The organism is Desulfobacter sp. UBA2225 (assembly GCF_002348205.1).
GTDB lineage: Bacteria > Desulfobacterota > Desulfobacteria > Desulfobacterales > Desulfobacteraceae > Desulfobacter > Desulfobacter postgatei.
Map to the genome: position 1 here is coordinate 1 of NZ_DDYV01000324.1, position 12,984 is coordinate 12,984.

Consider the following 12,984-nt stretch of genomic DNA (forward strand, 5'->3'; position numbering starts at 1 on the left):
GTATCCCTTTGCCTGGGCATTGTAAAGACGGGCATACTCACCGTCAAGCCCCATCAAGTCGTTATGGCTGCCCTGCTCTATTATCCTGCCTTGATCCATGACCAGTATCCTGTCCGCCTGCCGGACAGTTGAATAGCGATGGCTGATGATCAGGGCCGAACGGTTTTGTATTAACCGCCTTAACGAAACAAACAATTTTTTTTCGGCCTCGGGATCAAGCGCGCTGGACGGTTCATCCAGAACAACAATTTCGGCATCCCTATAAAACGCCCTGGCAATTGCAAGCATCTGCCATTGACCCATACTCAACTCTTCTCCGTTTTTAAACCAGCGACCAAGAAGCGTATCATATCCAGCGGGCAGCCGGCGAATTTTTTTATCAATGCCCGATTCTACTGCTGCGGCCCGGATACTTTCTGCGTCAGCATCGCGATCCATATCGCCCAGCAAAATATTTTCACCGGCCTTTAAGTAATATTTAATATGGTCCTGGAACACGACACTGATCTTCTTTCTGAACAAACCGGGATCAAACTTTTTTATATTCATACCATCCAGGAATACCCCCCCTTTTTGGGGATCATAAAGGCGGGTTAAAATTTTTACTATGGTAGATTTTCCTGAACCGTTTTTACCGACCAAGGCAACAATCTCACCGGGTCCTATGGAAAAATTTATACAATTAAGCACATTTTTTCCATCTTTCTGGTAAAAAAACTCCACATTTTTAAATTCAATGCCTGCTTTTATTTTTTCAGGAACCGGGACAGGATGATGGGGAGATTCAATGTCAGGCTTAACTTTTAAAAACTCATAAAAATGAGATAAGAATAAATTATCCTCATACATTTCCGCACCGGTTTCCAACAGTGTTTTCAAATAGCCGATCCCACGTTGAAAGGCCTGAAAGTACATGACCAGATCGCCTATTGTAATTTCGCCATTGGCCGCTTTGAAAGCGATATATGCAAAAGACCCAAATACGCAGATGATGGCGCTTGCCTGGGCAATAAAGTCCCCCATGGCCCTTCGCCGTTCAAACCAGAGTTTTTCCTCTTTAAGCGTTGACCGGATCTGCCGGAATCGTTCTATAAAATACCGCCCCAGGTTGAACAGCCTGAACTCTTTGGCATGGGCATCGCCGGTCAGCATCCAATGGAAATAATAGGCCCGCCGTTCATCCTCAGTCCTCTTTTCCTGCCATTCATAAATTTTCTTTGAATAGCTCAACCTCAAAAGGATACCAGGTACAGCCGCAGCAACAATGATCACCGGCAGCAGCGGATTAAACACTGCCAGCAACCAAGCGACAGCTAAAAAAGAGGCCCCGGCCTGACCGGCGGCAAAGAGCCCGTTGACAATTTTGGTCGGCCGGTACGGTCCTTCCTGCTGGGCCCGGAACAGCGTATCCCGGTATTCAGGTGATTCAAAAAACGCAAGATCCACCCGGCAGGAGTGCTCATGGAGGATGGCATACATATAATCGGCAACTGTCTGGGCTTGTGACTTTTTGATGTAGTCCGCAGCAAAACCGAGCAACGTAGCCAGCAGCCCAATGCCGAACGCCGCTGTAATGAGTTGGGCAACAAAAAGAAATGCCGGATCCATAAAACCCAGCGGTGGCGATAAAGCCAACGCAGCAACCTGGTCTATAATCATCTTAACCAGGTAAAGAGAAACAATGGGAAGAACGCCCAGGATCGCAACCAGCACTCCCAGCAAAATTGTGCTTCCCTTTGACGCCTGCCAGACAAACGTTAACGCACGATCAATCCTTACGGCATTCTTCAACTTGGTTTTAAGTGACGCCGGCGTCATGTAGATATGAATTTAAAGATATTAAAATTAAAACCACAAAAACAGAGAGGATTCATCTCTCTGTTTTTGTAAAAACGAATAATCAATTCGGAACGCTAAGCTCTTTTTCTTCCAACGGCACACAACCCAAGAAGCCCGAAGCCCAAAAGCAGGGCTGTTGTGGGTTCTGGGACTACCTTTACAATAATATCCTGGGCGTCTCCTCCCTGATTGGTTTGAAGATCAACAACAACGTAATTTCCGGTACTTACATAAGAAGAATTAAATCCATTGTTAAACGCGTCAATATACGTCTCATATTTTTCATAAAGGCTCGATAGTGGACCTCCGGAAGTGTAAACAAATTGAAAATCATCATCATAAAGCACTTCCCAAATAGCCAATTGTAAAGCAGCACTCTTGTTTTTATATGGTTCTCCGTTATCATATGCTTCATCACCATATTTATCTAACAACCACTCTACCTTAAGCATGTCATTGTTGCTGTAGTCACCAGGGTCGAAAGTAGTTGTATATTGAAATTCAGTGCTTTGATCGAATACTGTTCCCAAAACTAATGGGGTGTTAAGGTCAACACAAAAGCCCCAAGTATTATACCCTTCATAGTTTACCAGGAACAAACCGGCGAAGGTGTCTTTATCCACAAGATTTCCAGTAGCCGTATCGATATACTTAGTTTCAATATCTGAGCTTGCATACCCAGCATAAGTATTTCCTATTGACATTGTTTCAGCATTCACTTGAAATGAACACAAAGCAACAACTAAAAATACAGCAACTGAATTAACCATTTTTACATAGTAGTTCATGTTAATTCTAACTCCTTTAATTTAAAAATCATGATCATCTTACTTTTGCGTTGCTTTATAAGCCGCTTCGTCTTCTTCCATCTTCCCGCCAGGCACACCACCAGTCCCATACAGAAATTCAACGCAGGAATCCAAACCCTGGATGACAGAAAGTTCAGGAGCTACCCATGTCTTTTTTAATTTACCTTCATTTTGATCTTTCATTATATCTCTCCTTAATTAATTTTATTTTGCCCTGTTCCCACCTAAACAAAAGCAATATTAATACCAAAGAAACGATCAACTCTATTTTTCAACTTAAACAGAATCTTGATCGGCCAAAAAAGTCTTAATTTTGACATCCAGATGATTCTATCGGTTATTAACCGATCCATCGAAATCAGAGTACCGTTTCTTTCAACCTCTGAAATAATCCCTGCCATCCATTCCCTTGGGAAAAAACCGTCAGAACGCCACAAACCATCACCTTTAAGCAAAAACATGCGCTCTCGTTGTTTGATAATTCTGTGGATGATGATTCTGTTGTCGTCCCTATCCAACAACGCAACGACATCGCCCACTTTAGGGCGATTCTCCTTGTACGGTGAAATTGAAACCACGTCATTGTTTCTAATCGTCGGTGTCATGCTTGATCCGGTGGCCTTAAACCTGGCCGTCCCCCCTTTTTCAAGCACGGCCTGCACCACCAAAGCAAATGCAGAGCCTGAAATCATTAGCCGATCATTTTTCATGAAATTTCATAAACAAATTGTTTTTTCAATAGATTTTGAATTAGATTGAAAACGTCTTGTTCAATGATTTTTGTCGGCGCATCGTACTCATCAATCAGGGTAAGAATGATTTTTTCAAGCGGCGTCTTGCCGTCAAGCATCTCCCACACTCTGGAACCGGTTTCATTCAGCTGAAAAATATCAGAATTCAAGTCTCCGACCCCTGATATCACAGGAATCAGGATAGACGTCCCTTCAATCTCTTTAAAAATAATGTCTTCTGAAATTTTATATATACAATTTAATGCAACGGGTGATGGCATAACATATCCTTGATAATAGATTCAATATCAGGTTATTTAAAATAATCACTTATAATATCGCCTGCTTTTCCGGATAAATCAAATTCAATCTCATAAAAGCAGGCTGACTTCTTCAACCACCCAAATGTGGATAAATATTTGCCCCAGCCCTCCACATCCAGCATAGGCTTCACAATCACCGGCATCAGTTTTGATACAATAGCCTTCTGATCTGTAATTTTCTTAATTCGGTTCCGCCCGCCCTTTTTTAAAAATATAACCCCTGACAAGGGAGCATGGGAAGGCGACACATCCGGGTGAGACCCATAACACCAGTTGCCAAAAATGTGAAATCTCCCATCAATGGATCTAACAAACATCCGATCATCGCACAGAATTTCATGGCCGAGTTTTTTAAGCATCCCTGACAGGGTACTTTTCCCGGAACCGGACACGCCTGCAATGAGAACGCCGTTACCATTGATATTAAACCCATTTGAGTGGATCACCAGCCCCTTACGGTCACTGAGCAATTTTGCAAAAATCATCTGGTCGGTATTAAACAAAGTTAAAGCAGGGAATCGGCCTTGGGCGTATGCTTGTTTTGACATATTCTCAGGATAAATATGAATTTCAGAATAATCCCTGTTCATTATGCCAACAACGTTATCCACCGGATCGCCCGGAAAAATTGAATTATAGTGGTAAAACCAGGTGCAATCATCTTTGAATATCTGCCACTGGTTTTTTTTATAGACTTCTTTTCCCCTCTCAGGCTTTATCCTTTTTTCGGCCACCGGCCTGACATGATGAAATATCGTAATAGAATCTTTATTCTTTTTAAAAACTTCAAATCGCTCAAATTTTGAATGGAATGTATTCTTTCCAATCGGATAATCAGATTGAACCTGAACAGTGATATCGGCAACTTTAAAATATTTTATCCCGCATTCTTTTTCCATTTTTGAAATCACCAGCTCAAATATATCTTCTGCGATTTGCAACTTATATTATATCAACGATTAGTTAGAGACGTTAATAGAAGGGATTGAGGAAATCTCCTGCTCAACCGGAACAGCATTTGCGATATAGATGCCGGTTACCGCCATAACTGCGAGAATAACGATAGTGATAAGTTCCTTTTTAAACCCAGTCATTTCCACCTCCTTTGATTCTTTTGTTATTCAGTCTCTGGCCCAGGAGAGCGATCATTATCCCCAGGCACCCCCCGGCAGCATCAATAAAAAAGTCACTCAAATGCCCTGAACGCCCGTCAATATATATCTGGGCCAACTCCGTGCCGGCAGCAACCATAAGTGTGTATACCAGAACAGTAAATCCGGCATCCTGCTCAAGAACGGAGATCAATATATATCCGAACAGAGCAAAAAGGCAGAAATGGCCGACCTTATCAGGCTGCCATGGAATTTCCTGTTTATCAGCCGGTACGATTGTTTCTTTCGCAAATTCTGCACCAGCCTGGACCTTTTTAATCATTTGATTTTTCATTCCCGCCGGCATAGTCGTTCCGATAATAATGCCCGCAAAAGCAAGGCCCAAAACAACGTTAAGGAGCGTTGATCTCCTGGTTAGGAAAAAAAAGGAGATTACAAAAACAAAGCCGAAGAGAGCCCATAAAAACAGAACAACCCTTTTCGCCCAGACATAGGCCGGTCTTTCAATTACAGGCACAAGGTGAATATCCTTTAACTCAAACCGGCCCCGGCATTGGCTCATCTGCGCCACCACACGCAACTTTTCAGTTAATGGATTCACAGTAAAAACGGTACCGAACCGTTTCCAGTTCATGGTGCCTTCAAAAGGTTTCCCAACAGTATGAGGAAAATCCCATCGCTCCTTTTTCCCGTCATTCTGCACCAGCAACAGTCTTGCCCGGTTCCATGGTTTGGGACCGGATGTTACTTTTTCGCACCTCATTGTTGCTGATAAAAGAAGCGTCATTTCCGCTCTAAATCCGGTTACTTCCTGGCAAATACTTATACTTTTCAACGGTTTTTGGGATTCCAGGCAAAGACAGTTGTTTTGTACAACACCCTGACAGTCTGTTCCGGCCCGAATCTGCCATTGATCCGTAAGCATATCCGGACCACCGGCTTCATATTGGTCAATCCATTTGTGACTGAGAACCGTACCAAGGGCCAGGAAAACAAAAAGAACAAAAAAGCATTTCATGGATGAAAATATAGACTTTGAATCTACCTGCCAGACCGGGTCAGCACAGCCCGGGCTGTCAGCACCAGAATTTTAACGTCATTGAACAGGGACCAGTTGTCAATGTACTCTAAATCCAATTTCATCCACTCTTCAAAGCTCAAATCATTACGGTTGGGTGCAATCTGCCACAGGCAGGTCATGCCCGGCTTCATGGAGAGCCTCCGCCGGTGCCGGACCGAATACTCATCCACTTCTTTGGAAAGTGGGGGTCTTGGCCCCACCAGGCACATCTCCCCCCTGAGAACATTAAACAACTGGGGCAGTTCATCCAAAGAGGTTTTGCGCAAAAATTGACCAATCCCGGGAATGATCCGGGGGTCATCCTTGATCTTGAACACCGGGCCGTCCATCTCGTTCATCTCTTCCAGCTCTTTGCGAATGTCATCGGCATTGTTCACCATGGTGCGGAACTTATAGAGCTTGAATTTCCTGCCGTTCAAGCCCAGCCGCTCCTGTGTATAAAACACAGGCCCTGGTGAAGTTCGCTTGATGGCAACGGCCACGGCAATAAATACCGGCATCAGCACCAGGGTCAACACCATAGCTGTCATATAACCAGCAACATGTTTAATCAGGATTTTGCCTTCATTGGCTGGCGTGGACTGGAGGACCATATTGTAAACGCCCAGAAAGGATTCAAACCGGATGGTCGCAATATTGGGACGGTACATAAAATAATGAATCTCCCAGTCCGGTATAATCCTGACTTTGATACCCATACTTTCTGCCAGGGCCAGATAGCGATCCCCGCGCTGAATCATTTTCAAGGGCATGGCAAAGATCAGCTCATCTACAATATTGTGCCTCAGATACGCTTCCAGATCCCCGACCAGACCTATCACCTTGTGACCGTTCTCAACGATCTGCCCCAACAGGTCCTCATTGATATCAAAACAGCCAGCCACCCGGTACCCGGATGCCTTGTATTTTTCAATAGCCCGGATGACCTCCCTTGCCCGCTCTTTGCTGCCAATAATAAGTACGCTGCAGGTGTTAAATCCATCTGTCCTGAGCTTCTCCAGAGTCGTGAAAATTATAAACTTAGACAGGGTAAGCAGCCCAATATTCAAGGCAATGAATATACCCATTAAAAGACGACTGATGGCGTGGATATGCATAACATACATAGTAATGGTAAGCAGGATCATCCCCAGCAGGTTTGACTTTACGATGCCGGTAAAAAACTGCCAGAACGGCCTCTCCCTGTATGACATATACATATTCATCCATTTGAAGGCGATATACCAGGAAATAATGATGAGGGTAAGGATCAGATAGTAGTTAGGATCCGTAGAGAGACCAGCCAAACGACCGGGTACCAGGTGCCTTTTGATAAAATATGCGGCAATGAATGAGAAGGCCGTGATTGTAATATCAAGGAGCTTCTCGAAGTCCAGTATTAATGAACGCTGTTCTCTAAGCATTTTTCCTCTTATCTTTTTATTTTAAAATCAAAAGAACAGGATTCAAAATATAGTATAAATAGACTACGTGTGATGAGGGCGGGAGGTTGTATCTCAGGCGCAATTCTCCGGTTGACGGAAAAAGCCTGCCCCAAAAAATCCTTACAACGCTCCTTGTTTCAATAAGCATCAGCGTATAGACCATCATTCTCAGATGCTTTCGGCTGACCCCGGAGAAGATGCCTGAAAATACAAGGCGCCTGAATACCGGATATCCCCGGGTGCGTTGGCCTGATATCAAAGCGGGCATGGGAGTTCCCAGTAAATCTTTTAAAATATTTAAAGTGAAGATAACCAGTTTTTCCATCCCAAACCGGTCTGCCGTCCGGAGTAAACACTTCCAGTTGATCTGATCATAATTTTTTTCGATCAAGGCACTGAGCAGAACAAAAAAACGCAAGGGATGAAAACAATGGTCAAACAGCCTGAAAACCTGATACAGAATATTGTTCTCAATGGTTAAATCCATTATGCGTACCCCCTCCCACTCAACAGGAAAGGCTGATGTCCACCAGAACACTTCCGGAATGGAAAAATACCGCCTCACAAGGTTCCAGTGAACTTCAACTGTCATCCGCTTTTTAAAAATCAGATGGTAGTGGCTCTCCATAAGATCTTCCTGGGAAAATTCTTCCACCGGCGTGTAACCGCATTCGGATTCAAGTATTATTTTTATTTTTTCAAGAAGATTTAATGGGACCAACAGGTCAATATCACCTGAAGGATAAACCCCGAAATCCCGGAATAATGTATCTGAAGCATAAACACCTTTTAAGGGTATGGCTGGAATATCGTGAGCTGATAAGGATTTCAGCACCACCAGAGTTTCCCTAAGAGCCACCATATTGTTTAAGGCCGTTTTCTGGTAGGCTGACTTTAACTGATCTTTTATCCCTTTTACATCTAAATTTAAAAATTTTGCATTCCTGTAAACAAACCCGGCAACTTCACATTCCGATGCGAAACGGCAGAGTTCGTTTAAATCAATCTGCTTTTTATCCTGTATGATTTTGTTGATTTCTTCCTGATGGCAATCTGAAAAAAACGGTGCTGACAGAAGTAATACAAGTTTCTGCTCGTCTGATATGTTTACCCCGTATTTCAAGCCCCGTATTTAACCAGCAGTCGTTCATAGGTACCATAAACTTTATCGTCCGTAAACTGCTCAAGATATCGTCTCTTGCTGGCAACGCTCATCTCAGTAACCAGATCGTCATCCTGAACCAATTTTGTGATCTGCCTATCACACATCTGTTCGTCGGAAAAAAACAAAGCCCCTTTACCAGCCACCCACCGGTTAAAACGATTGTCATGCGCCAATACGGGAGATCCCGCCCCCAGGGCCTCAACCAGGGAAGGATTGGTTCCGCCCACGGTATGGCCGTGTACATAAAAACGGGCATAAAAACGCAACGCCTGAACAACAGCCTGATCGTATATAACTCCCACAAACATAATCTCATCATTGCCGGCATCCAACACCTGCTTTTGGTACTCATAGTGTGTTGAATCGTATTTTCCCAGAACAACCAGAGGCATGCCTCTTTTTTGGGCAGTATACGCCCGAACAATTTCAAGAATCGAATTTTCCGATTCGGGCCGGGCAATGAGGAGGACAAATCTCCAGGGTTCAAGATGGAACTGCTTGAGATAGGCTGCATCGGCAGAACGGACCATTGGCGCCGTATAAGGAATTATTGTTATCTTTTTCTTCGATATGAACCCTGCAAGATGATTCTTAATTTCAGGGTGATCTGCCACCAGATGATCCCCCAACAATGATCCGACTTTTTCATTCAAGTACAACCAGCTACGTTCTAAAAAGGACCATTTATCCCTCTGCCATTCGATGCCGTCCATATTGATAATATTTTTTATTCGTTTCAGACGATACAACGCACAAAAAATGGCCGTATTATATCCTAACGTAAGTATGACGCCCTGTTGTCTTGCTGCATGGCAGGTTGATTTCCAGTCAAAGACAATGGTTCCTTTGGCATCTTCCAGAGTCTGGGGAACCGAAATATGTACCCTGTGAATTCCGTTCCAATCGTCTTCAAAAAAAGAACCGCTGCCCTCCTCCTGGCAGTAGACGGTAACTTCCCACCCTCTGCGTTTAAGATAAAGAGAAAACTGCTCTGCAAAGGTTTCAAAGCCGCCATGTCGGGCAGGAATGCCCCTAGTTCCTAATATTAGTAGATGCTTCAATTATCAGCAAAATCAACTCAACTGGTCATTCAACAGTTCATCTCATTGACTCAATCAACGATTGCGGGCCATCGTTTCCTGACAGTATTACGCCACTTCGCAAGTTCCTTAGAGAGATAGAGCTGGCGCCCTACAACGTCCTTACTCACTACACCGCCCCATTTTTCCCGATTGCTTCTGATTTCCTCTCGTAGCGCTTCACCACAGTCGAGTGCTTGCTTTGCAATTTTCAAAGCGGTCTCACCATTTTGTGCGTTCAACGCCATTTGCTTCAACTTCAGGTAGCTCATCAGTCGCTCGACATATTCAAGTGAAATCTGAACTTTGTGTAGTCGTTGTGCTACCCGTGAGTCATCATTCTTCTGCACAGCTCCGTTGAGGTTCATCCGTAGTGCTTTTCGCACCTCATCGGTAAAAATATGGGGACCGAAGGTTGCACCTCGACCGGGAAAATGTTTCCCGCACGTCGCCATTTGCTTCTCCATGAGGCTATAATAGGCTTTCATGTCTGTGGCTGCTTTTCCGAAAAGATCCGCGTACATTCGCTCCAGCGTTTCATTTACATCCATGTCGACATCCCATAGAAGCCGGGCGGCCACATAATGCACAGGAAACTGACTCCAGATGCAGTCCTCATTGTATTGTGTATAAACACCTTGGCAGCCATTTTTCTTGTACCACGGAATATCAACGCTGACACTATGGACAATCGGCCAAGGTAGATCAAGCCAATTTGTCTTCCAGTAATATTCATAAAAATACACCTGACACCCGAGATTCTGCCAGGATTTGATTATTTTTTGATATTGCCTATTCTTGGGACAAGTGGTATCGGCAACCGAATGAGCCATGCAGTAGTCTTCGTAGTGACAGATGATCACGCTAAGCATGGGATCTATCTTAATAGAGGTGTCACGAGGTGGCCAATTATAAACATCATATGCACCAAGCAGAAGTTGTGCATCAGGATGAGTCTTACGGAGCTCCGCGGCTACAGCATTATAGAACAGCAAACTGCGGCGAGATTTACTCTGATCATTTGGGGCATCCTGCTCATCCATGGCCCGGCACTCTTTGCACTCGCACCACATTTGCCTGTCAGTAGGCGAGAGGGAAAGTAAATCTATTTCCGGGTGCTGATCCAGCATTTTTCCCAAATTTTTAGCCACTTCTCGAACGGTATTGGGATTGCTATAACACAATTTACAGCCTGGGTTTCGCGACCTATTTCCATTAATTAAAGCGAAGTACTCTGGATTTTTACTGAAATACACATCGTGAGGCAGAACGGCGTTTTGGGTATGATAAATCCCGGGGTATATCCAGAATCCTTCTTTGCAGTGATTCTGGCGATTTCGGAGCATCCATGTCCCATTTCCAACCCATCGCATCGGAAAATCTGGGCTTTCATGTCGTTCTATATGCGGTACCACAATTGTGTCGTGTTTCGGAATGATCTCGCCTAATGTCCCCGGAAGATACCACCGAACGCCGAGCACCTCTTCCAAAAAGGCACAAGCCCCGTAGAAGACGGCTAATGGGCTGCCCCCAGAGATTTCAGTGCTGAACTCCGTTGTAAAGACCGAAAACTGTTCGCTGCTTTCGCCCGACCGTGCATCTTGAACATCCAGTTTGATGATATATTCCTGCGTTGTTTCAGGTGCGGATATGATAGGCAGAGTTGCCCCCGTAGATTCTCGTACACACCGTTGTATTTCAGCTGCGGCCTTGCTCTCCAGCGCAGACGGTGCATGACTGAGTTGGATTTTAGCCCGACTTTTTCCTTGCTCAATCAAAACTCGTTTTGGTTGATCTTGACCTGCAAATAGCTGAAGACAATAAAATGAATAAACGCAAACGACTGTTAGAGATAAGATAAGCCGATTTGAAAAATTGAAGGGTAAGCCAGTTTGCATTTTATTGCTTCCCTGAAATCGATTTGAAAATTTTAACTATACAGTTAATTTGGAAACCATTTATGAACTAAACGGTCTAACTCTAAGACCGCTTGATTTTTTGAATCGCTTGACAATGAAGCCCTTTTGCAAATAGCATCAGAAAGTTGAGAGTAATTTTTCAATACATCACCTATTTTTTCGACATCATAAACAACGATCATGGGTAATTCATTCTCCAATTTCCTAGCAAATTCCAATTGATGATCATCAATTATCTCATTAAACTTTTTATCTCGTGGTACAACAACAGGAATTTTTCCGTTTGTGATTGCAAGCATGGCCGTTGAACTGGCATGGGTTATGATAATCTCCGCTTTTTTTATATACTCAATCATTTTATCAAATGACAAGAAGTCATGCAATTGGGATGCAGCCTTAGGAATAAATCTATTCAACCCATATTGTACCACAAGCTCATGTTGAAGAATCTCATCAGCAGCTAAAGCGTCCATCTTTTTTAGAAGTCGATGAAATTGATGGTGATCAGTCCCTACAGTTAGAAAAATCATAATAGTCTTCCAAGAAGTTTTGCTTTTTTATAAAATCTTTTTTGTGAAGGCCACTGGACATAAAAAGCATCCGAGATATTTTCAACAACTTTTCCTGTTAATGTTGGAGAATCAACTCGATTAAAAGCGTCAATAAAAATTGTTTTTATTTTAAAAAACTTAGCTAAATAAAAACCTGGTATAGCAATGCCTGCGCCTGTTGAAATTATTATTGTGGGTCTCTCTTTAAATAGAATCCTTAAAGTAAGAAAAAAATTTTTAATTAAATTTTTATAATTCCGAGTAGTTGGATGATAACCCCAATATACTTTCTCGTTTCTCAATAAATATTGAGCATCGGGCTTATTGAAAGTCAACCAGAAGTGTTCATACTGTTTCCACCAGTTTTCAAGACGAATAAATTGCAACAGATGACCACCGCTTGAACATATTATGCACAATTTAATTTCTTTCATTCCTTATTTCCGAGTTCCCTTGAATAAATTTTATCAAAAACAAACCAACAAATATTGCTTGCGTAAATTCCAAATAGTTTTCAAAAAATGAAAGTAAAAAAATAAATACCAATACTGTTAATACAAATATTTTTTCATTTTCATTAATGCTTCTTGACCAATATACTCTGACTAATAATTTAATATAACAGGCTAATAAAATAACAAAAAAAATTATCCCAAACTCAGCATTGATACTTAATATTGAGAACCATGGATTTGCAGAGGATGAATTAGCAAACAATGAACTTCTCACAATATCCCACAAATCAGACAATAATAGGCGTTGAATATGTGTATAACCTAACTCCAAACCTAATATTTTAAATATTTTATCAGAACGGATATAATTTCCAGAGGCAATTAACCCAGCACGGCTTGTAAACTGACCAGGCCCTGCCCCAAATAAAAAATAATTATTATCTTTTGAAATATTATCAAAATGTCTTTGAATAATCAGTAGTGTCCGGTTAGGTTT

At 42.7% G+C, this 12,984-nt stretch carries 15 protein-coding genes; all 15 read right to left on the reverse strand.

Annotated features, from left to right (window positions below; all coding sequences use genetic code 11):
• The coding region (locus B3D59_RS16800; protein WP_286822292.1) for an ABC transporter ATP-binding protein at positions 1 to 1,791 on the reverse strand (1,791 nt) is incomplete at its 3' end.
• Between the two features lie 122 nt (positions 1,792 to 1,913).
• A complete protein-coding gene (locus B3D59_RS16805) occupies positions 1,914 to 2,627 on the reverse strand; it encodes a PEP-CTERM sorting domain-containing protein (RefSeq protein ID WP_286822293.1) in 714 nt (237 codons plus the stop codon).
• A 39-nt stretch (positions 2,628 to 2,666) separates the two neighbouring features.
• Complete coding sequence (locus B3D59_RS16810) at positions 2,667 to 2,831, reverse strand: hypothetical protein (RefSeq protein WP_286822294.1); 165 nt, start codon at positions 2,829 to 2,831, stop codon at positions 2,667 to 2,669.
• 41 nt (positions 2,832 to 2,872) lie between these two features.
• Positions 2,873 to 3,358 (reverse strand): S26 family signal peptidase, encoded by a 486-nt coding sequence (locus B3D59_RS16815; protein WP_286822295.1) that lies wholly within the window; start codon positions 3,356 to 3,358, stop codon positions 2,873 to 2,875.
• Positions 3,355 to 3,660, reverse strand: coding sequence for a PqqD family protein (locus tag B3D59_RS16820; RefSeq protein ID WP_286822296.1), 306 nt, complete (start codon positions 3,658 to 3,660; stop codon positions 3,355 to 3,357). Before B3D59_RS16820 ends, B3D59_RS16815 begins: the two co-directional genes overlap by 4 nt.
• A gap of 32 nt (positions 3,661 to 3,692) precedes the next feature.
• On the reverse strand, positions 3,693 to 4,601 hold the full coding sequence (locus B3D59_RS16825) for a hypothetical protein (RefSeq protein ID WP_286822297.1): 909 nt from the start codon (positions 4,599 to 4,601) through the stop codon (positions 3,693 to 3,695).
• Positions 4,602 to 4,661: 60 nt separating this feature from the next.
• Positions 4,662 to 4,796, reverse strand: coding sequence for a hypothetical protein (locus B3D59_RS16830; protein WP_286822298.1), 135 nt, complete (start codon positions 4,794 to 4,796; stop codon positions 4,662 to 4,664).
• Positions 4,783 to 5,832, reverse strand: a complete 1,050-nt coding sequence (locus B3D59_RS16835) for a VanZ family protein (RefSeq protein ID WP_286822299.1) — start codon at positions 5,830 to 5,832, stop codon at positions 4,783 to 4,785. The genes B3D59_RS16830 and B3D59_RS16835 overlap by 14 nt, the downstream gene beginning before the upstream one ends.
• A gap of 23 nt (positions 5,833 to 5,855) precedes the next feature.
• On the reverse strand, positions 5,856 to 7,298 hold the full coding sequence (locus B3D59_RS16840) for a sugar transferase (protein WP_286822300.1): 1,443 nt from the start codon (positions 7,296 to 7,298) through the stop codon (positions 5,856 to 5,858).
• 16 nt (positions 7,299 to 7,314) lie between these two features.
• Complete coding sequence (locus tag B3D59_RS16845; RefSeq protein ID WP_286822301.1) at positions 7,315 to 8,442, reverse strand: nucleotidyltransferase domain-containing protein; 1,128 nt, start codon at positions 8,440 to 8,442, stop codon at positions 7,315 to 7,317.
• Positions 8,439 to 9,545 carry a DUF1972 domain-containing protein gene (locus B3D59_RS16850; protein ID WP_286822302.1) on the reverse strand — a complete coding sequence of 369 codons (1,107 nt, stop codon included), beginning with the start codon at positions 9,543 to 9,545 and terminating at the stop codon, positions 8,439 to 8,441. Before B3D59_RS16850 ends, B3D59_RS16845 begins: the two co-directional genes overlap by 4 nt.
• Before the next feature lie 50 nt (positions 9,546 to 9,595).
• A complete protein-coding gene (locus B3D59_RS16855; protein WP_286822303.1) occupies positions 9,596 to 11,461 on the reverse strand; it encodes a DUF4838 domain-containing protein in 1,866 nt (621 codons plus the stop codon).
• Positions 11,462 to 11,505: 44 nt separating this feature from the next.
• Positions 11,506 to 12,012 carry a glycosyltransferase gene (locus B3D59_RS16860; protein ID WP_286822304.1) on the reverse strand — a complete coding sequence of 169 codons (507 nt, stop codon included), beginning with the start codon at positions 12,010 to 12,012 and terminating at the stop codon, positions 11,506 to 11,508.
• The gene (gene pssD, locus B3D59_RS16865) at positions 12,009 to 12,467 is read right to left on the reverse strand and encodes a PssD/Cps14F family polysaccharide biosynthesis glycosyltransferase (protein ID WP_286822305.1); all 459 of its coding nucleotides are present in this window, start codon (positions 12,465 to 12,467) and stop codon (positions 12,009 to 12,011) included. The genes B3D59_RS16860 and pssD overlap by 4 nt, the downstream gene beginning before the upstream one ends.
• On the reverse strand, positions 12,454 to 12,984 hold a 531-nt coding region (locus B3D59_RS16870; protein ID WP_286822306.1), incomplete at its 5' end, for a hypothetical protein. The genes B3D59_RS16870 and pssD, both read right to left, overlap by 14 nt.